The organism is Flavobacterium resistens, assembly GCF_900182645.1.
Taxonomy (GTDB): Bacteria; Bacteroidota; Bacteroidia; order Flavobacteriales; family Flavobacteriaceae; genus Flavobacterium; species Flavobacterium resistens.
The window spans coordinates 774,531-798,050 of record NZ_FXTA01000001.1; the positions used below are offsets into that span (position 1 = coordinate 774,531).

At 33.1% G+C, this 23,520-nt stretch carries 26 protein-coding genes; 20 read left to right on the top strand and 6 right to left on the bottom strand.

The genetic code is table 11. From position 1 onward, the window contains the following. Positions 1 to 84: 84 nt before the first annotated feature. The 3 genes from FN795_RS03205 (at position 85) to FN795_RS03215 (ending at position 2,382) form a co-directional block, all read left to right on the top strand. A complete protein-coding gene (locus FN795_RS03205) occupies positions 85 to 867 on the top strand; it encodes a peroxiredoxin family protein (RefSeq protein ID WP_142449338.1) in 783 nt (260 codons plus the stop codon). A gap of 152 nt (positions 868 to 1,019) precedes the next feature. After that, positions 1,020 to 1,457: an acyl-CoA thioesterase gene (locus FN795_RS03210; RefSeq protein ID WP_026982233.1), complete on the top strand. Its 438-nt coding sequence runs from the start codon at positions 1,020 to 1,022 to the stop codon at positions 1,455 to 1,457. 88 nt (positions 1,458 to 1,545) lie between these two features. Then, positions 1,546 to 2,382, top strand: a complete 837-nt coding sequence (locus tag FN795_RS03215) for a mechanosensitive ion channel family protein (RefSeq protein WP_142449339.1) — start codon at positions 1,546 to 1,548, stop codon at positions 2,380 to 2,382. Position 2,383: 1 nt separating this feature from the next. Here FN795_RS03215 and FN795_RS03220 read toward each other — a convergent pair whose 3' ends face one another. Then, entirely contained in the window at positions 2,384 to 3,076 is a 693-nt protein-coding gene (locus FN795_RS03220) for a hypothetical protein (protein WP_142449340.1), read from the bottom strand. Between the two features lie 282 nt (positions 3,077 to 3,358). Between FN795_RS03220 and FN795_RS03225 the strand changes: the two genes are divergently transcribed. Genes FN795_RS03225 through FN795_RS03245 form a run of 5 tightly spaced genes read left to right on the top strand, consistent with a single transcriptional unit; the run spans position 3,359 to position 7,737 of the window. Continuing rightward, a complete protein-coding gene (locus FN795_RS03225; RefSeq protein WP_142449341.1) occupies positions 3,359 to 4,351 on the top strand; it encodes an alpha/beta fold hydrolase in 993 nt (330 codons plus the stop codon). Positions 4,352 to 4,371: 20 nt separating this feature from the next. Continuing rightward, positions 4,372 to 4,761 (top strand): DUF1398 domain-containing protein, encoded by a 390-nt coding sequence (locus tag FN795_RS03230; protein ID WP_142449342.1) that lies wholly within the window; start codon positions 4,372 to 4,374, stop codon positions 4,759 to 4,761. 11 nt (positions 4,762 to 4,772) lie between these two features. Then, positions 4,773 to 5,615 carry a ThuA domain-containing protein gene (locus tag FN795_RS03235; RefSeq protein ID WP_142449343.1) on the top strand — a complete coding sequence of 281 codons (843 nt, stop codon included), beginning with the start codon at positions 4,773 to 4,775 and terminating at the stop codon, positions 5,613 to 5,615. Between the two features lie 8 nt (positions 5,616 to 5,623). After that, complete coding sequence (locus FN795_RS03240; RefSeq protein ID WP_142449344.1) at positions 5,624 to 6,472, top strand: sulfurtransferase; 849 nt, start codon at positions 5,624 to 5,626, stop codon at positions 6,470 to 6,472. 23 nt (positions 6,473 to 6,495) lie between these two features. Continuing rightward, positions 6,496 to 7,737 (top strand): ATP-binding cassette domain-containing protein, encoded by a 1,242-nt coding sequence (locus FN795_RS03245; RefSeq protein ID WP_142449345.1) that lies wholly within the window; start codon positions 6,496 to 6,498, stop codon positions 7,735 to 7,737. Between the two features lie 114 nt (positions 7,738 to 7,851). Here FN795_RS03245 and FN795_RS03250 read toward each other — a convergent pair whose 3' ends face one another. Further along, complete coding sequence (locus tag FN795_RS03250) at positions 7,852 to 8,895, bottom strand: RluA family pseudouridine synthase (protein WP_035648359.1); 1,044 nt, start codon at positions 8,893 to 8,895, stop codon at positions 7,852 to 7,854. Then, on the bottom strand, positions 8,885 to 9,502 hold the full coding sequence (locus tag FN795_RS03255) for a PASTA domain-containing protein (protein WP_142449346.1): 618 nt from the start codon (positions 9,500 to 9,502) through the stop codon (positions 8,885 to 8,887). The genes FN795_RS03250 and FN795_RS03255 overlap by 11 nt, the downstream gene beginning before the upstream one ends. Before the next feature lie 417 nt (positions 9,503 to 9,919). Between FN795_RS03255 and FN795_RS03260 the strand changes: the two genes are divergently transcribed. From FN795_RS03260 to FN795_RS03275, 4 genes are all read left to right on the top strand, one after another. Further along, the gene (locus FN795_RS03260; protein WP_142449347.1) at positions 9,920 to 10,891 is read left to right on the top strand and encodes a D-alanine--D-alanine ligase; all 972 of its coding nucleotides are present in this window, start codon (positions 9,920 to 9,922) and stop codon (positions 10,889 to 10,891) included. A gap of 132 nt (positions 10,892 to 11,023) precedes the next feature. Further along, positions 11,024 to 11,482: a pantetheine-phosphate adenylyltransferase gene (coaD, locus tag FN795_RS03265; RefSeq protein ID WP_035648368.1), complete on the top strand. Its 459-nt coding sequence runs from the start codon at positions 11,024 to 11,026 to the stop codon at positions 11,480 to 11,482. A 74-nt stretch (positions 11,483 to 11,556) separates the two neighbouring features. Then, positions 11,557 to 12,159: a zinc-ribbon domain-containing protein gene (locus FN795_RS03270; RefSeq protein ID WP_142449348.1), complete on the top strand. Its 603-nt coding sequence runs from the start codon at positions 11,557 to 11,559 to the stop codon at positions 12,157 to 12,159. Positions 12,160 to 12,231: 72 nt separating this feature from the next. Next, positions 12,232 to 12,810, top strand: coding sequence for a PhnA domain-containing protein (locus tag FN795_RS03275; RefSeq protein WP_142449349.1), 579 nt, complete (start codon positions 12,232 to 12,234; stop codon positions 12,808 to 12,810). 115 nt (positions 12,811 to 12,925) lie between these two features. Here the strand turns inward: FN795_RS03275 and FN795_RS03280 are convergent, their stop codons facing one another. Both FN795_RS03280 and FN795_RS03285 read right to left on the bottom strand, forming a co-directional pair. Next, entirely contained in the window at positions 12,926 to 13,372 is a 447-nt protein-coding gene (locus FN795_RS03280) for a hypothetical protein (protein WP_142449350.1), read from the bottom strand. A gap of 177 nt (positions 13,373 to 13,549) precedes the next feature. Further along, positions 13,550 to 14,911, bottom strand: coding sequence for a DEAD/DEAH box helicase (locus FN795_RS03285; RefSeq protein WP_142449351.1), 1,362 nt, complete (start codon positions 14,909 to 14,911; stop codon positions 13,550 to 13,552). A gap of 242 nt (positions 14,912 to 15,153) precedes the next feature. Here FN795_RS03285 and FN795_RS03290 point away from each other — a divergent pair, with 242 nt between their 5' ends. The 6 genes from FN795_RS03290 (at position 15,154) to FN795_RS03315 (ending at position 19,830) form a co-directional block, all read left to right on the top strand. Next, positions 15,154 to 16,881: a M14 family metallopeptidase gene (locus FN795_RS03290; protein WP_142449352.1), complete on the top strand. Its 1,728-nt coding sequence runs from the start codon at positions 15,154 to 15,156 to the stop codon at positions 16,879 to 16,881. A gap of 107 nt (positions 16,882 to 16,988) precedes the next feature. Next, positions 16,989 to 17,519, top strand: a complete 531-nt coding sequence (locus tag FN795_RS03295; protein ID WP_142449353.1) for a hypothetical protein — start codon at positions 16,989 to 16,991, stop codon at positions 17,517 to 17,519. Between the two features lie 10 nt (positions 17,520 to 17,529). Next, entirely contained in the window at positions 17,530 to 17,877 is a 348-nt protein-coding gene (locus FN795_RS03300) for a hypothetical protein (protein WP_142449354.1), read from the top strand. A 346-nt stretch (positions 17,878 to 18,223) separates the two neighbouring features. Next, on the top strand, positions 18,224 to 18,463 hold the full coding sequence (locus tag FN795_RS03305; protein WP_142449355.1) for a hypothetical protein: 240 nt from the start codon (positions 18,224 to 18,226) through the stop codon (positions 18,461 to 18,463). A 3-nt stretch (positions 18,464 to 18,466) separates the two neighbouring features. After that, on the top strand, positions 18,467 to 18,940 hold the full coding sequence (locus FN795_RS03310) for a hypothetical protein (RefSeq protein ID WP_142449356.1): 474 nt from the start codon (positions 18,467 to 18,469) through the stop codon (positions 18,938 to 18,940). Positions 18,941 to 19,326: 386 nt separating this feature from the next. After that, on the top strand, positions 19,327 to 19,830 hold the full coding sequence (locus FN795_RS03315; protein WP_142449357.1) for a hypothetical protein: 504 nt from the start codon (positions 19,327 to 19,329) through the stop codon (positions 19,828 to 19,830). A gap of 587 nt (positions 19,831 to 20,417) precedes the next feature. On the opposite strand, the gene FN795_RS03320 is transcribed toward FN795_RS03315, so the two are convergent. After that, positions 20,418 to 21,236: an XRE family transcriptional regulator gene (locus FN795_RS03320; protein ID WP_142449358.1), complete on the bottom strand. Its 819-nt coding sequence runs from the start codon at positions 21,234 to 21,236 to the stop codon at positions 20,418 to 20,420. Positions 21,237 to 21,292: 56 nt separating this feature from the next. On the opposite strand from FN795_RS03320, the gene FN795_RS03325 reads away from it, so the two are divergent. Beyond that, positions 21,293 to 21,526, top strand: a complete 234-nt coding sequence (locus tag FN795_RS03325) for a hypothetical protein (protein ID WP_142449359.1) — start codon at positions 21,293 to 21,295, stop codon at positions 21,524 to 21,526. Positions 21,527 to 21,602: 76 nt separating this feature from the next. Continuing rightward, entirely contained in the window at positions 21,603 to 23,486 is a 1,884-nt protein-coding gene (locus FN795_RS03330) for a hypothetical protein (protein ID WP_142449360.1), read from the top strand. Positions 23,487 to 23,520 lie beyond the last annotated feature (34 nt).

Here is a 23,520-nt window from a genome sequence, read left to right on the forward strand (position 1 = left end):
GTCATTTGGTTTTACTCCATAAATTTTAAAAATTCTCTTTAAAAAAAATAGTATATTTATCAAAAAACTATCAAATCAAACCACATGAAAAAATTAATTTATTTCACTCTTCTGTTAATTACACCATTCTTTTACGCACAAAATAAAGTTGCCAAAAAACCTGAAACTGTCATTATAATCAACAATGAAATTGTAACAATGGCACAAGTTGAGAAATATGCTCAGGAAGGCAGAATCAAATCAATGAATAAAGGCGTTACAGAAGAAGAAAGAAACAAATTAGCCGAAAAATATGGTGATAAAATTGGAGACAGAGAATTTATAACGGTTGTTGAAGTTTTTACCGAACAAGAAAACCTTGGAAAAAAAAGCAGCGTTGCTGATGCACCAAAAAATGAAATTCCAAAGAAAACTGAAGAATATCTTTTAAACATAAATGATACTGCTAAAGATTTTACTTTGAAACTCCTTGATGGCAAAACAATAAAACTTTCTGATTTAAAAGGAAAAGTAGTTCTTGTCAATTTTTGGGCAACTTGGTGCGCACCATGTCTTCAGGAATTTTATGATGTCCCGGCAAAAATTACAGAACCATTTAAAAACGATAATTTTATATTTTTGGCGATCTCAAGTGGCGAAGCTGAAAATCTCGTTGTAAAAAAAGCAACAAAACTAAAAAAAGATGGTCTTGATTTTAATTATGGAATCGATCCAGATAAAAAAATATGGAATGATTATGCAACAAATTCAATTCCAAAAAACTTCCTTATTGACCAAAATGGAGTTATAAAATTTGCAACAACTGGAAATGTAGAAGAAAACTTAGATAATCTTGCCGCTGAAATCAAAAAACTACTTTCAAAATAAGCCAAAGTACTTTCTTTAAATATTCATAAAATTTTGCTTGCTGGAAATTCCATTTGTTTTTATTCGTAATTTCGATTTTTAAAAAATGATTGTCTTTTTAGATGAAAAAAATAGGCAGGCAATCGCAATAAAATTTAAATTACAATTACAAAATGGCTTCATTTATTAAAGAAATTTCTTTTCGCTGGTCAGATTTAGACCCAAATTTTCACGTTCGTCATAGTGCTTATTACGATTTTGGTGCACAACATCGTATCGAAATCCTTGAAGAACTGGGATTGACTTTGAGAGTAATGCAAACGCAAGGTTTTGGTCCAGTTTTATTTAGAGAAGAATGTGTTTTTAGAAAAGAATTAAAACTTTCGGATAAAATTTTCATTCATACCAAAACTTCAAAAATGAAAGCCGATGCTTCACGCTGGTCCATCATTCATGAATTTAGAAGAGAAGACGATACACTTTGCGCAACCATTACTGTTGACGGTGCATGGATGGACACAAAATTGAGAAAACTGGCTTCTCCAACACCAGAAATTGCAATCGAAGCGTTAAGTATCTTTCCAAAAAGCGATGATTTTGTTGGACTATAAAAACTAGCAAAATTTATTTAACTTTATAAAATCCAAAAAACAATATTGACAATTGTTTTTTGGATTTTTTTTCTCAAAATCAAAATCTATGATTGATTACGTAAAAGACTTTAGAATTGTATTTTTTATCGTTATTATCGCCATTGTAACTATAGTTTTGGGCGCTTTAACAGATAAAATTCTTCGTTATTTTTTATACCGAAAACTAAACGACAAAGAATATGATGCCACTGGTTTTAGATTCTTAAAACATTTAGTTATAACCGTAATCTACATTCTTGGATTTGCTTTTGCCTTAATCCAAATTCCTGAATTTAAAATCATCGGACATTCATTTTTAGCTGGCGCCGGTGTTATTTCTCTCGTCGCTGGTTTAGCTTCGCAACAAGCTTTAAGCAATATTGTCAGCGGAATCTTTTTGGTGATTTTTAAACCTTTCAAAATCAACGATAAAATCACAATCAACAATTTTGTCGGAACAGTTGAAGATATCAATTTAAGACAAGTCGTTTTGAAAGATGCTGAAAACAATCGAATTATAATTCCAAATTCCGTTATCAGTAACCAAATTATTGTCAATACAAACATGCACGATACCAAATGTTGCAAAATAATTGAAATTGGAATTGGTTATGATTCTGATCTCGAAAAAGCATTGGAAATCATGAAAGATGAAATTGCCAAACATCCGTTTTTTATTGATACACGCACTAAAGAAGCCAAAAGTCAAAAAGCACCTCTTGTTGTGGCGCGAGTTGTAGCTCTCGCCGATTCAAGCGTGAATTTAAAAGCTTGGGCTTGGGCAAAAAACTCTACAGACGGTTTTATAATGTATTGTGATCTACTGCAAAGCATTAAAAAACGTTTTGATGAAGCCAAAATCGATATTCCGTATCAGCAAAGAGTGGTGACAATTAAGCAGTAATTTACTCAAACTTAAGTCCGAAGTTTACTTTCTCAAAAGTCGTACTGCATGAAAAGGCAAATCGGCCAACATTTACAGTTCCGAAGATTCCTCCCACTGAATGTCCTGAATAAAATCCGCCGGCTGAAAATCGATGAAGCTGATATTTCAAAGCAATATCATTCACTCTTGAACTAAGTTGCCCAAAAGCAATCACATGGGGTATAATTTCATAACTTCCAAAAACTTTCGGAACCAATTTTTTATAATAATCAAAACTTTCATCGGTTTCATAATCCACACTTGTTGAATGCAGATTTTCAAGATTTCCGCCAATATAAGTGTTTTCAGAAAAATGCCATGAAACACTAAAACCTGTAAAAGTTCCGTCGTAACCACTCCGCGATTCGAGATATCCCACACCAATCGTGGCTCTGAAATTACCGCAAATTTTTCCGATGTAGCCAATGTAAGTCCGATCAATTTCCGACTTGTCAATTCCAGCGCCAAAAATAATGTCATCATCACACATACTAAAAGCATACTGAAAATAAGCCGAATATTGATTTTCATTGGCCGCGACAACGCTTCGGCCTTTATCCAGATCGATATTTGCAGAAATTAAGGTTGAGTTTATAACGGCGAAATCAAATGTGTTGATTTCTTGGGCAAATGTGGGGACTGTGAGCAGGAATAAAAGTATCGTTTTTTTCATAATACTATTTTTTTAGCTTACAACATTCTGATACTAAATTACATACATTTTCCTTATTAATAAAAGAACTTCCCTAAAATGCTACATTACCCGTCAAAATGCATTATTTTCAAAATCAGCATCATTTAATCGATAAAATTTCAAAAAATCATCGATTATTAACATTAAAAATCATTAAATTATTCCGAATGCTCTTTTTCTGATAACTTTAAGACATTAATTTTTGCATTTCCAAATGGTTAACGGTAATTTTATAGTTCTTAACCCATAATTGGCCCTGAAATGAAAATTGCAAAGCTTTTATTGTTCCTGTTTCCTTTTTTGGTTTTCGCGCAAGATGCCAATATTAAACCTCTAGATATTAATTTGACGAATTACGAATATCCTTATCCCGTTCAATTTTTAGAATTGACCAGCCAGCGCCAATACATGCAAATGTTTTATATGGATGTAACTCCGGAAAATTACAACAACAAAAATGTGGTACTTCTTCACGGAAAAAATTTCAACGGAGCATATTGGGAAACTACTATAAAAGCTTTAAACGCAGCAGGTTTTCGAGTAATTGTTCCCGATCAGATTGGCTTTGGAAAATCATCTAAACCCGATAATTTTCAATATACATTTCAGCAATTGGCAGAAAACACCAAAAAATTATTAGATCATCTTGGAATTGGGAAAGCAACTATTTTAGGACATTCGATGGGCGGAATGCTGGCAACTCGCTTCGCCTTGATGTATCCTGAAATGACGGAAAAATTAGTTTTAGAAAACCCAATTGGTTTGGAAGACTGGAAATTAGTAGTTCCTTACAAGCCTGTAGATTGGTGGTACGAGTCAGAATTGAAACAGAACTTTCAGACCATCAAAAATTATCAAATGGCTAATTATTATAACGGGAAATGGAACGCCAATTATCAAAAATGGGCCGAACTCAGTGCCGGTTGGACAACAGATCCGGAATATGAAAAAGTTGCGTGGAATTCGGCACTTTTATATGAAATGATATTTACACAGCCCGTTTTATATGAATTCAAAAACCTTCAGGTTCCTACGCTTTTAATTATTGGCACGAGAGACAAAACGGCTTTAGGAAAACCTTTAGTTTCAGAAGATATTCAGGCAACAATGGGAAATTACGCCGAATTAGGCAAACGAACTCAAAAAGCAATTCCGAATTCAAAACTGGTTGAAATTCCAAATACGGGACATTTGCCACATATTGAATCTTTTGATCAATTTATAAAACCATTAATCGTATTTTTGAAAGAATAATTAATTAAAACCACACTATTATGTTTACTATCGACCAAATCAAAGAAGCACATTCTAAAGTAAAAAGCGGTGCTGATTTTCCAAACTATATTCAAGATTTAATCATTCTTGGCGTAAAAGGTTATGATACTTTTGTACATGACGGAAGTGTTGTTTATTTTGGATTAAATAACTATACTGCTTCAGCTGAAGAAAAATATCCTGAAATAAAAGTCGCTGATTTTCCTAACAAAGAACTTTTCATCGAACTTTTAGTAAAACATCAACATGGTGAAACCGATTATATGACTTTCTGTACACATTGTGCACAATGCGGAATCGCAAAATGGCGTGTTAATATTGTCGAAATGACTTGTACTTATTTTGATAAATCAGAGAACGAAATTCTAATCGAAAAAATCCCTAGTTAATTTTTAAAAATATGAAGATTTTTAATCAAAGAATAAATTTAGTTTTAGCAGCACTTTTTCTAATTTGTTTAACAGGTTTTTCACAACATAAAAAAGAAAAAACAAAATTTAAAGTAATTGCATTTTATACAGGCAAAAATGATCAGGCACACATTAGTTTTGTGCACGAAGCCAATAAATGGTTTCCAAAAATTGCCGAAGAAAATCATTTTGTATACGATTCAACAAGCAATTGGGACAATCTGAACGCAAAGTTTTTAGCTAATTATCAAGTCGTTTTGTTTTTAGACACAAGACCAGAAACTCCCTCTCAGCGCGAAGCTTTTCAGAAATATATGGAAAATGGCGGAGGTTTTATTGGTTTTCATTTTTCAGCTTTTGCATTAAATAATTCTTCTTACCCACAAAACTGGGATTGGTACCATAATACTTTTCTGGGATCAGGAGAATATGGAAGTAATACATGGAGACCGACATCGGCAATTTTAAGAGTTGAAAATCAGGATCCGATAACTAAAGGCATTCCTAAAACTTTCAAATCACAGCCAAACGAATGGTATCGATGGGGTAATGATTTGACAAAAAATCCAGACATCAAAATTCTGTTAGCAATTGACGAAAGCAGTTTTCCGTTAGGAACGGGCCCAAAAGCACATGAAATTTGGCATAGCGGTTATTATCCTGTCGTTTGGACGAATAAAAAGTACAAAATGCTTTATGTAAATATGGGACATAATGATATTGATTATGAAGGAAAAACAAACAAAACGCTTTCGTATACATTTGAAAATGAAACACAAAACAAAGTAATTTTGAATGCTTTGCTTTTGTTTGGAAATAAAAAAAGTAAATAAATTTCAAAATGTCAGACAAACTTTCTCCAATTATAAATTCTAAAGAATTAATTCAGTTGTCACATTCAACATCTATTGTTTTAATCGACGCCAGAGCCGGACTAAATGCGCAGGAAAATTATCAAAAAGAGCATTTAAAAAGCGCTCGCTATGTTGATTTGAACAAAGATTTAGCAACAGTTGATTGTAATCCGAAAAATGGCGGAAGACATCCTCTTCCATCGTTAGAAAAATTTGCTGATGTACTTTCTAAAATAGGAATTTCGCCAGAAAGTCATATCGTAATTTATGATGACAAAAACGGCTCCAATGCAGCATCGAGATTTTGGTGGATGTTAAGAGCAATTGGACACGAAAAAGTTCAGGTTTTAAATGGAGGTTTGCAAGAAGCTGTAAAAGCAGGATTTTCTACAAGTTCAGAAATTGAACAATTTGAACAAAGCCATTATCCAGTTTCAAATTGGAAATTAGCTTTAGCCGATATTGAAGAAGTTGAAAAAGCCCGAAAAAGCAATGAAAATATCGTAATAGATGTAAGAGACAAAAATCGATTTGATGGCTTAACAGAACCACTTGATTTAATCGCCGGACATATTCCAGGTGCAATTAATGTTCCGTTTAGTGAAAATTTAGATGAAGATGGATTATACAAATCTCCTGAAATTTTAAAAGAAAAATACAATGCCATTTTAGGCGATATTAATTCCGAAAATGTAATCGTACATTGCGGTTCAGGCGTAACAGCCTGCCACACCTTACTTGCAATGGATTATGCCGGAATTCCAATTCCAAAACTTTATGTAGGTTCATGGAGCGAATGGTCAAGAAATGGCCGCGAAATGGCAACAAAAAACTAGAATAATTATTTTAAGATTTTATAATGCAACACTGGGACATACTTTTATCTAACCAGGTAAACAAAAAAGCTTTTATAGACAATATAATCAATAGCGAAGCAAAAGGAGAATTAGCCTTTTTCAACAATAAAAAAGGAATTCTGTTCTCAGATATCGCAATTGAAAAATTCATTGAAAAAGAGTATCAATATGACATCGTAGAAGCTTCTCCGGAATCGCATCGTCAATTGAGGACTTTTTCTTCGGGCGAACGTAAAAAAGAGTTTTTAAAATACTGCATAAGCCAAAAACCTGATTTTATCATTTTTGACAATCCATTTGATCATTTGGATCAGGCATCGCGTGTTGTGCTAGCAGAATCCCTAAAAAAGCTGACGGATGAAATTGCCATAATCCAAATCGTAAATCGCGTTTCAGATGTTTTAGAATTTGTTCCTAATAAAGCGCAAATAAAAGACAACTCATTTGAATTACATCCTATTTCAAAAACCGAAAATCATTTTAAAACCTTAAATACAGCTGCAATTCCAAAAGCAATTGAACCACATTCTTTCCATGAAAGTGTGCTGATCAAAATGGAGGAAGTTTCGGTAAGTTACGAAGAACGCAAAATTATAGACAAAATTTCCTGGACAATAAAGCAAGGCGAATTTTGGCAGTTAATCGGCCCAAACGGTTCTGGAAAAAGTACTATTTTATCATTGATTACTGGCGACAACCCAAAAGGTTTTGGTCAGGATTTGTATTTATTTGGAAGAAAAAAAGGAAGCGGAGAAAGCGTTTGGGACATCAAAAAACAAATCGGAATCTTCACCACTTCTATGACCGATTTATTTCAGAAAGGTCATACTTTGGAACAAATGATTCTTTCCGGTTTTTTTGATTCCATCGGACTTTATAACGAACCGACAACACATCAACTGCAAATTGTAAATCAATGGCTTGATGTAATTGAAATGACTCATTTACGCAAAAAACGCTTTATCGACCTTTCAATCGGGCAGCAAAGAGTTGCTTTGATTGTTCGCGCCGTTTTAAAACATCCGCCATTATTGATTTTAGATGAACCTGTAGAAGGTTTAGACGACGAAAATGTAGATTTAGTAATTCAGCTTATCAATACGATAAAACAAGAAACAAATGTTGCTATTTTATACGTTTCACACCGAATTGAAGTCGGTCTCGCTCCTACTTCTGTTTTCGAGCTTTTGCCATCAGAAACAGGCTCAATTGGAAAAATAAAATTTCAAAAATTAGTTAATTAGATAATGTGTAAATTAGAAAATTACTTGATATTCATGTCCAAAATAAAAAAGCTCCAATAAGGAGCTTTTTTATTATTTCTATTAAAGAAATTATCTAATTGACAAATTATCTAATTATTCTTCATCTTCAGTATTATGCGACTTCACGTAAGTACGCCATTTTTCAATACAATCCTGAAAATCCTGAGGCAATTCTGTATCAAAACGCATCAATTCTCCTGTATTTGGATGAACAAAACCAAGCGTTTTAGCATGAAGCGCCTGACGTGGCAATGCTTTAAAACAATTTTCAATAAACTGTTTGTATTTAGTAAACGTCGTGCCTTTCAAAATCAAATGTCCACCGTAACGCTCATCATTGAATAATGGATGCCCAATGTGTTTCATATGTGCACGAATTTGGTGTGTTCTTCCTGTTTCAAGTTTACATGAAATCAAAGTCACGTAACCAAAACGCTCCAAAACTTTATAATGCGTAATAGCCGGTTTTCCGATTTCTGGATCAGCAAAAACAGCCATTTGCATACGATCTTTCAAATGTCTTGCTAAGTTTCCTTCAATTGTTCCACTTTCTGCAGCTACATTTCCCCAAACAAGAGCAATATATTCACGTTCGGTAGTTTTAGCTTCAAATTGCTTCGCTAAATGCGTCATTGCCGCTTCAGTTTTGGCAACAACCAAAAGTCCTGACGTATCTTTATCAATTCGGTGAACCAATCCCGGACGTTCACTGCTGTTCATTGGCAAATTATCAAAATGATGTGCCAAAGCATTTACCAGCGTTCCCGTGTAATTTCCGTGACCTGGGTGAACCACCATTCCTGGCTCTTTATTGATTAGCAAAAGTGCATCATCTTCATAAACAATATTCAACGGAATATCTTCAGGAAGAATATGATTTTCAAATGGAGGATGTGACAACATTACCGTTATCACATCAAAAGGTTTTACTTTATAATTTGATTTTACCGGAATATCATTTACAAAGATATTTCCATTAGTTGCTGCATTTTGAATTTTATTTCGTGTAGCATTCGGAATCAAATACATTAAATATTTGTCAATACGCAAAAACGCCTGACCTTTAGGGACTTCAAATCTGTAATGCTCGAATAATTCGTCTTCCAGATCTAAATTTTCTTCAATATTATTGTTCATCTTGTGGGGTTTCTACAGGCACTGCCGTACTGTCTGCCTGGCTATCATCTACATAACTCGCTTTTCCGTCTCCTAAAACCAAATCAATTTTAGAAGCTTTCAATACGCGGTCTCCTACTTTTAAGTTTCTTCCTTTGTAACGCATTTCCAAAACCATATCTTTTCCAAGATTTGGAATATAAGTAATCGTTCCCGGCTCAAGCCCTAAAGCTTTCAAAGTAGGAACCGCTTCACGATATGTTTTTTCAATCAAATCAGGAATTTTAACAGATGAAAATCCTGAAGCGTTAATTTTAATATATATTTTTCTTCCAACTTTCACCTTCGTTCCCGGCAATGGATCTTGCTCAACAACACTGAATTTCGGAAATTCACTTCGGTAATCAACACTATCCAAAAGCACATAATCTAAGTCCAGTTCGTCTAATTTCTCTTCAACCTGCTCTTCAGTTAATCTTGCTAAATTCGGAACCGCAATTTCATGTCCATGATCAGTTGTAAAAGTCAGCCAATGCATAAACAAATAACCCAAAACTGCAATGATAGCAGCCGCACCCAATAATTGTAAAAAAAATACGCGGCTAGTTAAATACTTACGTAAACTCATAAATTAATTTTTAGTTGAACGCAAAGATAAAGTATTTCATTTCAAAAAAAATGATAATTTTGTTTAAAACAAAAATGCCCTGCGATTGTTATTTCTATTAAAAACTAAAATCTTTGGAATTTGGTATTTTAGAATTTAAAATTTCAATTTTAAGGAGCTATTTCCTGCTGTCCGCTGTATCTTTTGCGCCGAACCCCGGCACAAAAGGATGTCGCTACCATCAGGGCTAGGGCACTCGGTTTCAAAAGAAGATTTTGTTTTTATTTTATTAAACTAATCACAATATTGTCAGGCTGAGCGAAGTCGAAGCCCACGTAAAGTGATGCAGCAAACGGGGCTTCGACTTCGCTCAGCCTGACAAACAAAACGATTAAACGATTAAACAAATAAACGATTAAACAAATAAATAAAAAGTCAATGAAAAACATTGCCATAATAATGGGCGGATATTCAAGCGAATACAAAATTTCGCTTATCAGCGGAAACGTTGTGTACCAATATCTTGACAAAACAAAATACAACGGATTCCGAATTCATATTTTCAAAGAAAAATGGGTTTATGTAGACGCAAACGACGCCGAATTCCCAATTGACAGAAACGATTTTTCTGTAACCGTAAACGGAGAAAAAATCACTTTTGACTGTGTTTTCAATGCCATTCACGGAACTCCGGGCGAAGACGGATTAATGCAGGCTTATTTTGAATTAATTGGTCTTCCACAATCATCTTGCGATTATTATCAATCGGCTTTGACTTTCAACAAAAGAGATTTATTATCGGTTTTAAAACCATACGGAATCAAAACGGCAATTTCATATTATCTAAACAAAGGCGACGAAATCAATACTGCCGAAATCGTTAAAAAAGTAGGGCTTCCTTGTTTCGTAAAACCAAATAAAGCAGGTTCAAGTTTCGGAATTTCAAAAGTAAAATCTGAAGCTGAACTTCCAATCGCAATTGAAGTTGCTTATAAAGAAGATAACGAAATCATCATTGAAAGTTTCCTTGACGGAACTGAAGTTTCTGTTGGCGTAATCAATTACAAAGGCGAAATCAAAGTTTTACCAATCACAGAAATTGTATCTGACAATGATTTCTTCGATTATGAAGCTAAATACGAAGGAAAATCTCAGGAAATCACTCCAGCGAGAATTTCTGACGAACTGACACAAAAAGTGGGAGAAACAGCAAAACGTGCTTACGAAGTTTTAAAAATGAAAGGTTTCTCAAGAAGCGAATTCATTATTGTAAACAACGAACCATACATGCTTGAAATGAACACGATTCCAGGATTGACAACCGAAAGTTTGATTCCGCAACAAGCAAAAGCAGCAGGAATTTCTCTGGAAGATTTATTCACAAACGCGATAGAGCTAGCGCTTTCTTAAAGGTGCTAAGATACTGAGATGCTAAGGTTCTAAGATCTTAGCATCTTTTTTTATCTCAAGATTTTAGCTTATCAACCTTTTTCAACCTTAGAATAAAACCTTAACCACTTAGAACCTTAGAACCTCAAAAAAATGCGAAAAGCCATATTCCCAGGATCATTTGACCCAATTACGTTAGGACACGAAGATATCATCAAAAGAGGAGTTCCGTTATTTGATGAAATCGTAATTGCTATTGGTGTAAATGCCGAGAAAAAATACATGTTTTCATTAGAAGAAAGAAAACGTTTCATCGAAGAAACCTTCAAAGACGAGCCGAAAATTTCAGTAATAACTTATGAAGGATTGACAATTGATTTGGCAAAAAAAGAAAAAGCCAATTTCATTTTGAGAGGCTTGCGCAACCCAGCTGATTTCGAATTTGAAAAAGCAATTGCTCACACCAACAGAAAACTTTCAAAAATTGAAACGGTATTTTTATTGACCGCTGCAAAAACTTCTTTCATCAGTTCGAGTATTGTTCGTGATGTATTAAGAAATGGCGGCGAATATGAAATGTTAGTTCCAGACGCTGTAAGAGTTACGAAATAAGGGAATAAACAAACTTATTTGCACAGGTAAGATAAATCGTTATTTTTGTTTACCTAACCCTTAAAACCTAAATAATGATTTTTTACGGAACCAAAGCTGCAAACATCAAAAATGACCAAGTTTTAAACGTAGATTGCTCACATTGCGATTCGAAAGTTTCCATGAGATACAGCATATTTGAAAAATATGTTCACATCTATTGGATTCCTTTTTTTCCAATCAAAAAATTAATTTTTGCAGAGTGCAATTCCTGTAAAAAGACATTTGAAAGACACGAACTTCCAACGCCGACTCAGCAAAAAATTGACAGATCAAAAGGAAAAGTAAACAGTCCTTTTTGGATGTTTTCAGGATTAATGATTATAGGAGCTTTTGTTCTATACGGTTTTTACAGTTCAGTTCAAACAACAAAAGACACTGAAAATTTTATTCAAAGCCCAAAAATTGGTGACGTTTACCTGATTAATAGCTCAACTGGATTTTATTCAACAATGAAACTGGATGAAATTTCAAAAGACAGTTTGGTATTGCTAGTCAATAATATGGAAATTGATAACAAAGAGGAAACTGGAAAAATTGATCTGAAAGAAAATTATGTAAACAAAAAAACTATAGCCAAAAAAGAGCTGCAAAAACTTTTCACCGAAAATAAAATTTATGAAGTAGTTAGGCATTAACACTTCAAACCATAAATTTGTAAGCGAAGCAAATTATAAGTAATTTCGCATTTTTAAAATAAACAAGAAATAATGAGCATCGAGAGAGAATTAAACAAGCGAAGCGGATCTAAATGTGAACTTTGTGGCGCCGAGGAAAATCTAAAAGTATATCAAGTTTTACCAACTCAAAAAGGCGGACTTGACGAAAGCATTTTAGCTTGTAACACCTGTATTGACCAAATTGAAAACCCAGATAATGTTGATTTAAACCACTGGAGATGTCTAAACGACAGCATGTGGAACGAAAATATTCCGGTTCAGGTTGTGGCGTGGAGAATGCTAAGCCGTTTGCGCGCTGCAGGTTGGCCTCAGGAATTACTTGACATGATGTATTTAGACGAAGATACGCTGGCATGGGCACAAGCAACAGGAGAAGGTGAAGATGACGAAAACAAACTCGTTCACCGCGACAGCAACGGCGTTGTTTTACAACACGGAGATTCTGTAGTTTTGATTAAAGATCTTAAAGTAAAAGGCTCTAGTATGGTAGCCAAACAAGGAACTGCCGTTAGAAACATTCGTTTAGACCACGAAAACGCTGAATATATTGAAGGAAAAGTCGATGGTCAGCAAATTGTAATTATCACGCAATACGTAAAGAAGATTTAAAGATTATAAAGTTACTAAGATTCTAAGTTTTTTTTAAACTCATAATTTATAACTCATAACTTTTAAACATAAAAAAAGCTGTTCGATTGAACAGCTTTTTTTATGTTTAAATAAATTATTTTTGGAATAATTTATTGATTTGATCTTTTACAAATGGCTCAGAAACACTGCTTGTTGCTGAAGTAGCTTCTTTGCTTGAAACCATAAATTGAACTGTAGCTTTCTCTGGAATTACACTTCCTGTGTAATGCAACCAGATATAGTTGTTAGGCAATTCTAATTTAATATCATATAATGGGCTTGCAGTAAAACCATTCATGATAATAGAGTAAAGACTTGCGTAATCATTGTTTACATTTTTGAATGAAAATTTTCTCAAAGCCGAAGAATCGTCATCATTCTGAATACTAGTGTAATACACAGTATATTCGTCTCCAATTTTCTGAATGTAATTGTTATTTACTTTTCCTAATTTTTCAACCGGAACTGTTTCAAGAACTTTAATTTGTGCAAATGAAACGAAACTTAAGAACAAAGTAGCAATGGTAATAATGTTTTTCATAACGTATTTGGGGTTTACAATTTTACTGTAGCAAAAAAACATAGAAATAATGAAAAAATCGCTATCAAATCATTATTTTTTTAACACAAAATTGTAAAACTTAATTTTAATTTTATAAAATACTGACAAACAATACAATAGAACAAAAATTACTCAACTGTTCTATTTTTCCTCAATCTAGTATTTTTTGTTTTTTTCGTCTTCTTTCTTTACGACATTACGGGCCACTTCAATTTTAAACTTTTTACCTTTCATTTTTTCGTCTTTGATATGCTTCAACAAATCTTTGACTTTATTGTATTTTACAGCTGCAAACGAAACAAAATCTTTTACCTCGATCAATCCTAAATCTTCTTTTTCTAATTTTCCTTTTTGAGAAAAGAAACCAACAATATCAAATTTATTCAGTTTTGTTTTCTTTCCGCCGCTTATGTAAATGGTTTGAAATTGTGGTGGTTTTGGCAACGAAACAATTCCTTCGACATCTAAAACATTCATTTCATAATCAATATAATCCAGCTGTTTTTCACTTTCATGAATAATCACATACGCCGTTCCACTTGCTTGCATACGCGCTGTACGACCATTTCTGTGTGTGAATTCGTCCTCTTTTAATGGCAGATGATAATGGATAACGTGTTTCATTTCTGGAATATCCAAACCTCTCGCCGCTAAATCTGTTGTGACCAAATAACTAATACTTCCGTTTCTAAACTGAATTAAAGCGCGCTCGCGTTCGTCCTGATCCATTCCACCATGATAATAAACTGAATAGATTCCTTTTTCATTCAAAGTATCACTGATACGTTCTGCGGCATCTCTATGATTGCAAAAAATAATAGCCGATTCTGATTTCAAAGAACAAATCAAATTGAATAAACTCCCTAATTTGTCTTTTGCTGGCGAAACAATCATTTTCATCGACAGATTCGCTTTTTCCTCTTCTTCTGGAATAAAATCTAAAACAGTTGGATTTATAACGCGTGTATATTTCGGAATTTCAATATCTGAAGTTGCAGAAACCAAAACTCTTTTATTTACTTTCGGCAATCTTCCAATAATAAAAGACATTTGTTCATGAAACCCTAACTGAAGCGATTTATCAAACTCATCTAAAATCAAAGTTTGAATTTTATCGGTTCTGAAAGTTTCTCTGTCAATGTGATCGGCAATTCTTCCAGGAGTTCCAATTAAAACTGCAGGCGGATTGCTTAAATTCTTGATCTCGGTATCAATTGAATGTCCGCCGTAGCAGATATTTACTTTGTATTGTGTTCCCATTTTCTTCCAAACTTGCTCGATTTGAAGCCCAAGTTCGCGCGAAGGAACCAAAATCAAACATTGAACAGATAGAATTTCAGGCTGCAACATTTCTAAAACCGGAAGCAAAAAAGCCAATGTTTTTCCTGATCCTGTTGGAGAAAGCAATAAAACATTGTTTTCGTTCAAAATAGCATCTTGTGCCATTTCTTGCATTTCGTTTAGGCTCTCAATCCCTAAATTCGAAAGTATGTTGTTGGAATGGTGTTTTTTATTCATTTTGCAAAAGTAGGGAAAAAAGTTGTTTCAAGTTTCAGGTTTCAAGTTTCAAGTTATTTAACGCAAAAGTTTTGTGTCACGCAGATTTTGCAGATTTAAGCAGATCAAATTTTAATTTAAAAAAATAAATCAGTCAAAATCTGCAAAATCTGCGTGAAACAAATAACCACAAAGCACATCAACTTTAAACCTGAAACTTGAAACAAAAAAACTTATATTTGATTCCTATTAAAATTAAACTCATGAAACTTTTTACCCTTCTCCTTTCACTTTTCACAATCAGCATTTTCGCTCAAAACAACAAAAAATACGATACGTTTTTCGAAAAAGGAAACGGAAATCAATCGGCTTCTTATCAGGAAACTATAGCTTATTTTAAAATGTTGGCGAATGATTTTCCAACAATTCAAATGAAAGAAATGGGATTGACCGATTCTGGCGAACCATTACACATGATAACTTTTAATCCGGACAAAGAATTTGATTTTGATAAAATTCAGAAAACAAAAGCCGTTCTTTTTGTAAATAATGGAATCCACGCCGGAGAACCAGATGGAATCGACGCAACAATGCAGTTTTACAGAGATTTAGCAACCGGAAAAATGAAAGCTCCAAAAAACACCGTTTTGGTTACGATTCCGGTTTATAATATTGGCGGAGCTTTAAACAGAAATTCGACAACTCGTGCGAATCAGGACGGACCCGAAATTTATGGTTTTAGAGGAAATGCCAGAAACTACGATTTGAATCGTGATTTAATGAAATCGGATACTCGAAATACAAAGAGTTTTGTAGAAATTTTCCAGAAAATAAATGCCGATGTTTTTATCGATAATCACGTAAGCAACGGTTCTGATTATCAATACAAACTGACGTACATTATGACACAACATAATAAACTCGGAACGGTTTTGGGTGATTTTATGAATAACGAAATGATGCCGGCTTTGGTAAAAGATCTTCAAAACAAAAAAATCGAAACGACGCCTTATGTAGATTCATTTAAAGATACACCAGACAAAGGTTTTGGACAATTTGTTGACAGTCCGAGATATACTACGGGCTACACTTCCCTATTTAATACTATTGGTTTTGTGGTAGAAACGCACATGCTAAAAAAATATGCCGAGCGTGTAAAAATGACCTACGAATACATGAAATCGACTCTAGATTTTACTGATGCCAATTATCAGAAAATCAAAGAACTTCGTGTAAAAAATTTAGAGCAATATCAGCCTAAGAAAAAATACACTTTACAATGGGAAATGGATAGCACAAAAACCACAAAATTTACTTTTCTAGGCTACGAAGCGGGTTACAAAAAAAGCGAAGCCACAACGGGAGATCGTTTGTATTATGACCGAAGCAAACCATATAAAAAAGATGTTCCGTATATCAAAGAATTTAAATCGGCTAAAGAAGTTGTGATTCCTACGGCGTATATAGTTCCGCGAGGTTATTGGAATATTATTGATCTTTTGAAAAACAATAATATTTCGTTTCGTCAGCTTAAAAACGATACAATTATAGAAGTCGAAAGCTACAAAATTGCTGATTTTAAAACGGTTCCGTCAGCTTATGAAGGACATTATACACATAGAAACACAAAAGTAACTTCTAAAATAGTAAAAATGGCTTTCGCCAAAGGTGATTATTATGTTCCAACAAACCAAAAAGGCGTTAAATATTTAATTGAAGCTTTTGAACCAGAAGGTGTTGATTCGTTTTTTAATTGGAATTTCTTTGATCCGATTTTACAGCAAAAAGAACATTATTCGGAATATATTTTTGAAGATACTGCAGCACAACTTTTAAAAGATAATCCAGCTTTAAAAGCAGAATTAGAAACCAAAAAACAAAACGATCGTGAATTTGCTAAAAGTTCTGAAGCGCAATTGGATTGGATTTATAAGCATTCTGTTTATTATGAGAAGGCGCATTTACAGTATCCTGTTTATAGGGTTTTGTAACATTTCTGAAAATCATTATAAAAATAGTGATATTTTATTATTTTTGAAGACCCTTTTTTATCTCCCATTTATGAATACTATTGAATTTTAATTTTAACTGAATCAAAATGAACGAAAAACAATATCATACATTAATTAATAATATAAAAGATATTGAAACCCCATTTTATCAAGATTGGTCTTTTTGGATATCAACAATTATTGGTATTATTGGTATTTATTTTTCAATAGTTGCCTATAGGGAAGCTAAGGAGGCAAAAAAAGCTGCCAAAGCAGCTGGAAATATTGTAAAAATTCAATCAATTACTATTGATTTAACCGAAATTACTCAAAGATTAGATAAAATTAGTATTGATTTAACTTATAGTGATGCTCGTGATTTTTATAGTGAAATCAATAGACGATTGCGTAGAATTACATCAGTTTTAACCGTTGAGCCATCTTATACTCAGAAAACATCTGAAATATTACTAACTTTAGCAGCACTTAAAAACAACTTAGACGAGGTTAGACAAGTAGGACAAAATAATACTACCGCAGATGGGATTAATATTTTTTACGCAATAGAAGGCGAATTTTCAAATTTAAGTGGTCATCTAGCTGATTTAGCTGGCTTACTAGAACAACGTACTTTATAAAAATGATAAAATGGAAAGCTTAATACAGAATATTGATAAATTAATATCAGGAACTCAAAATGGAAAAATTAAATGGGAGAAAATGAAAGAAAATTTTATTTGGAAAACATTTGACTCATCAAAAAAACCAATTAACATTGTGTTACAACCTAAAACTATTAATAGTAATGTTAACAATTCTCGAAATATAATGTTTAGAATGTGGGATGTCAATAATCAAATTGCTTTACTTGAAGTTCATACAGAAAATTCTGACGAAAAAACAAAAGGCAAGATTTTAGAATTATATAACACTACAAAAGAATATTTTGATTTTGAAAGATTAGACATTTTAAGTGATATCCTAAAAGATATTTAAAATATCCTTTAGAAATGAGCAAAAAAGAAAAGTCAAACTACATTAAAACCCTAATAAAAAACAATTTTATTAGGGTTTTAATTTTTAAGAAAGAAAGTTATTTATCTTTCAATATTTTCCCGATAGCGCGGATTTGCAATCCGTGCTTGCAAAGAGAAGCAATATCAAAACACTAAAACCATATACTTTGCGGGCACGGATTGCAAATCCGCGCTAACGTTATGGTTATTTAATAATTACGAAATAATTCATTTTTTTACGGCTTCCCGTAACCATATTCAATTCCAACATTCTATATTTGGTTTTAGAATTTATTACCCAATTCCAACCTGCTTAACCAAAAACTATGAATAACCAAACCGGCGACACTATTGTTGAGGGAATCTTTTACGGATTAAATTATTTGGGAGCGCTTTTTCACTGGCTCGCTTTCTTCGGTAGAAAATCGTTTCAAAAAGTGCTTGAAAGCGGTTTTATAAACTCAATAATCGGAATTATTGTTCTCGTTTTGATTGTTATTCTCTTCAAAAATGAAGTTTTACATTTAATCCTTTATCTAATCAAAAAATACCTAAATCAAAACTAAAAAATGAATCCACAACCTTCAAGAAATTCATCTCCAGGAAACTCATCTTCAGGAAACCCGAAACCTTTTGCTATTATAGGTTTAGTATTTGCCATTATTGCTTTTCTTTTCTCCATGATTCCATGCATTGGATTTTATGCCGTTGGCCCGAGTTTATTCGCCTTGGCTTTTAGCGGAATTTCATACGCTGGCTTAAAACAAAGAAACGAAAACACTTCTGTTTCGCTTGCAGGTTTGATCGTTGGAGCTGCTGCCATTTCAATTGGAGCTTACCAATATTATGAATATCAAACAGTTTTTGAAACTAAAGCCGAAATCGAACAATCGCTTAACAATACTGAAAAACATGTTATCGATACGATTCAAAAAAAGGTTTTGGAAAAAGTGGGAGAAAAATTGGAAGAAGAACTAAGAAAAGATTCGATACAAGAAGCCAAAAATGATTCTATCCAAAAAGACTCTATTTCGAAAAAATAAAGAATATCATTTTTTCAATCTTTTGATATTTGTGGCAATCTTGTTTTTGATTTTCTATTTAAAAGCAAATATCATCAGCATTAAATGTCCTTATTCTGAAATTGGAATAAAATGCAAAACCTGCGGACTTACGACTTCATTTCGGAAAATCATAAACAATGATTTTTCTGATTTGAATATTGGATTTTTGCTATTGTTTATTGCTTTTGCCTCACAATTGATTCTTAGGCCGTTGACTAGTTTTGCATTATTTTTTTCAGAAAATTGGAAGTTGATAAGAAATATTGATATTATGTTATCTTTATTTCTGTTTGGATTTGCGTATGCTAAACTGATGTTGAGTTAATTAGAATAAATACTATATTTCAGAAACCAAAACAACATAAATGGACACTCCGTTTTATCTGGAAAACTTTCAAAAAATAGCAGATCAACTTGATCGAAAGCTTCTAAACGAAAAATCAGTTGAGGTTTCTGTTGGTGTTTATTTGGATTCTGTTTTTATAAAATTATACAAAAAACCATGGGCAAATGATCCAAAGGAAGCTTTGACAGCTGAATCGAGAATTTTCTTTTCTGTTTGGGTTAATGATTCCAGTATTCAGAAACAAAAAATCATGTATAATATTCATGCCTTAAAGTTGAGAAAGCTAAAAGGTTATGCTATAGAAAGCCGAAAATTTGCTGAAAAATTTAGGAATCTTTTTGAAAATTACAGCCAAAAATGGCCGAATGTCAGCACAAATTACGGTCCGCTGACTTTAATGGAAGGCTGGATTCGTTTAGATTTGGAAAATTATCAGGCAGAAATTTTAAAAATCTGCGACAACTTTTTGGAGATTGAGCATATAATTGATGATACTTTGCTTCAGTTCAAATCAATGAAATAGAAAATTACTCGTGTAACTTGGTACCGCGTGAGGGATAGAGCTAATCCGCCGCGGCGGAGGCGAAAGCCCGACAGTATAGGGGGTATAACCAAAAGTATCAATAGTCAAAACATAAAAAACCCAAAAAAACCAGTAAAATAAGGTTGTTAGAGCCAAATAGTCCTGAAGCCAACTCAAAACGAAAAGTAAAATAAGTACCTTTTATATACCTTTTTATTTCCATAATTAAACACCTTAAACGAAGTAAAGTGCTACTAATTCAAATTATAGCATAATAAAGCCCTTAAATACCATAAAATAAGGTTTAAAAACCATTTAAAAGCTGTTTAAATTAATTTTAAACAGCTTTTTTTGCACTAATAGCAGACTGATTTAAATATTATTAAAATCATAAACAAATAGTTTTGCAGTTAGTGTTGGGGTTAGTGTTGCAGTTAGGATAAAAGATATTTTTCTATCTATGTAAATACAGATGTTAACTAAAACATGTCTTTTATGGATAAAAAAATATCCGTACCATAGGGGATAATGCCCTTTTTAGTACAGATAAGCATTTATTTAAAGTATTAATTTACAAGTAATTACGCTTAAAAAGATCGTTTTATTACGTGAAATATCTGAAATACATCATTTAAAGGATAATCAAATGATTTAGAGTCAGGATTTCTAGATGATAACGTAATCTTTCCATTTTCTTTTAATTCGGTTATATCTTTGTGCCAAATCCCTTTCTTTCCGATAATTACAAAGCCATACTTTGTACTATGGAATCCATTTGACCATAAATGTTTACCTATTTCTCGACCCAGCATATCAGCGCCGGAAGGTGTGTCATAGCCTCCACCATTCCACATGCTATCCCCTACTGATTCAAATCCCAAATAATGCCCTCTACCAATGTGATCAACCTTAAAGGTCATGGTTGAAAATTCATCTTTAAGGACTAATTCATCATGATAACACTCTACATAAGAGGCATATGCTTGAAATGGTATTTTTAAAACTTCAATTCTAATTGTGCCATCAGGATAAACAAAATATTTATTTCCATTTGAATTTTGAAGGATTTCAGGTTCTTGATTGTCATCAAAAAGTTTTGCTTCGCTATGAATTTCATCACTTAATTTAATGGTAAAGTCGAAATCACGATCCTCATCATTAAAATTTTTAATGCTTGTACTTTTTTGCATACTTCCATGTCCTGAAATCAACCATTCCATGTTAATTTCAGGGTATTTAGATAAAAGTGTATCTAATAAGTCAGAATTTACGGAAGTTAATTTTTGTCTTCCCTTGAAATTTCCATAGGTCATACCTAAATTTTCAATAAATTTTTCTTTTCCAACTCCTTTAAATTCAGCGAATTGTAATATTCTTTCCTTTATAAGGGATATATTTTTATCCATATTTTGTTTTTGGGATAATATTTTATCTATATTTGTCACGACAACAAGACAAAACTATGGAGAAAAAAAACAATGTCCTAACAAACGGACTAAAAACTAAGGAAGAAATTAATGCTCTAGAGAAAAGATTGCAGTACGGAGATTTTACAACACTCGGAACTGCAATGAGTTGTAGTCCAGACACAGCAAAAAAAAGATTCTTTCGTGGAAATGTTGAAGCTTACAATGCACTGGATAAAATAATAACCAGTAGAGAACAAGCTATCCAAGACATAAAAAATAACATTTAATTACCCGAAAAGTATGTTTGAGTTTCAGCACAACACTCTCTGCGTAGCTAGTACTTGGCTTTATAATGAAGGCATAATGTCAGAAGCTAATTATAAATACTTGTGTTCTCAGGGAAAAATAAAAAAAGTAACTACTGGCGGAAATGGACGTAAAGCATTAGTAGCTTACGAATCGATTCCTGATCGTTTTAAAAAGGTGATTCGTGAAAAAGGAATTGATCCATACGCCAGTGTAAAAAACATCGTGTTTAGTGATTATATGGACTGGGATCATAAAGCAGAGCAATATTTTCGTGATTATCTCTTAGAAAATGGATCTCATTTACCGGAAGAAAAACAAAAAGAGTACACACATCAAGCAATAATGTTTAACACTGTAAAGCACATTTCTACAAATGTGGTTGTTCAAAAACGTTTCGGAGGAAGAAAACAAATGTGGGAACGAATGTTAGAAGCAATTAGCAATTTGCCTGAAACATGGATGCACACACGCTATAAAAATGTTATTTCGTTCAAAAGAGCAATCCAAAAATATGACCTTGAAGGTTATAGTTCAATAGTTTCAGGTAAATGGATGAATAATAATCCATCTAAAATTATCGATGACGTAGCCGATTTCATAATGTCTCAATATTGTCTACCTGTAAAATATACCATTTCTGAAGTATTAAAAATTTATGATTCTGTTCGTGAATCTAAAGGTTGGAAAACTTTGACTGAACGTGCTATAGGTACATGGTTAGATAAAACAGAGCAAAAAAGAATTTGGATGTTAGCACGTGATGGTCGAGATGAATACATGAAACACTTTGGTCACACAGTTTCACGAAAACGTTCAGAATGGTTTCCAAATGCATGGTGGGCAATTGACGGTACGAAGCTGGATTTGGTACACTTTGCAAACAACAAACAGAAAATGGCTGCGGAATTGAAAATAAACGTTGTTTTCGATGTTTACAGCGAAAAAATTATTGGTTGGGATATTGCTTACACTGAAAATCACGCTTCACACTTTAGAGCGCTTAAAATGGCTGTAAATGATGCCGGTTGTCGACCATTTTTGTTTACATACGATAAACAATCGGGTCACACTTCAGGACGAATGCAAGATCTATATGATAAACTACCAGCGCAAGGCGGTACTCATTACAGTCACAAGGTTGGAAGAAAATCAAGTCCGGCAGAACAAATTTTTAACCGTTTGCAACAGCAAGTAATTTCTAAAATGTGGTTTTCTGACAAACAGAGTATTAAGGTCAAAAAAACAACAAACAAGCCAAACACAGATTTTATCGTCGAGTACAAATCAGCTTTACCAACTGTTGAAGAATTTAATAAAATATTCCAAACATTAGTTAACAAATGGAATGAAGGAAAACAGGAAGATTGGGAATATAGCAGAATAGAGATGTATAACCAAGAAACTGAACACCGTGAAGAAATTGGAATTATGGATCAGTTATCAATGTTTTGGATTGACGAAACTAAGGCTAAAAAGTATTACGCTCACGGCATGCCTCTAACTGTTGAAGGTAAAGACTACATCTATGAAGTTTATGACGAAACAAATAACGTTGATCTGAATTTTAGACAAAAATATGTTGGCGAAAACCTCATAGTTCGATATGACCCCGAACGACTGGATGAATTTGTTGGACTATACGAATTGACTCACTCAGGAGAAAAGAAATTTATTGCTTATGCTCAATCTAAACGAATGCATGAATCAATCCCTGTCTTAATGAAAGATAATTCAAAAGCTTTACTCCTTCAAGACATTTCTGTTCGTGATTTAGAATTGAAGCGAGACCACGAAGCATATGAAAGATTAATTCAGCGTACCGGAATCAGTCGAGAAAGCTTGATTGAAGAACAGGAATTATTAGTCAAGTTCCAAGGGCATTTACCAAAAGAACAACAGATGGAAGCGGACGCATCGAGCTTTTATTCACGCTATTAAAAACCTTTTAAACATTATTTAAACCCTTATTAAA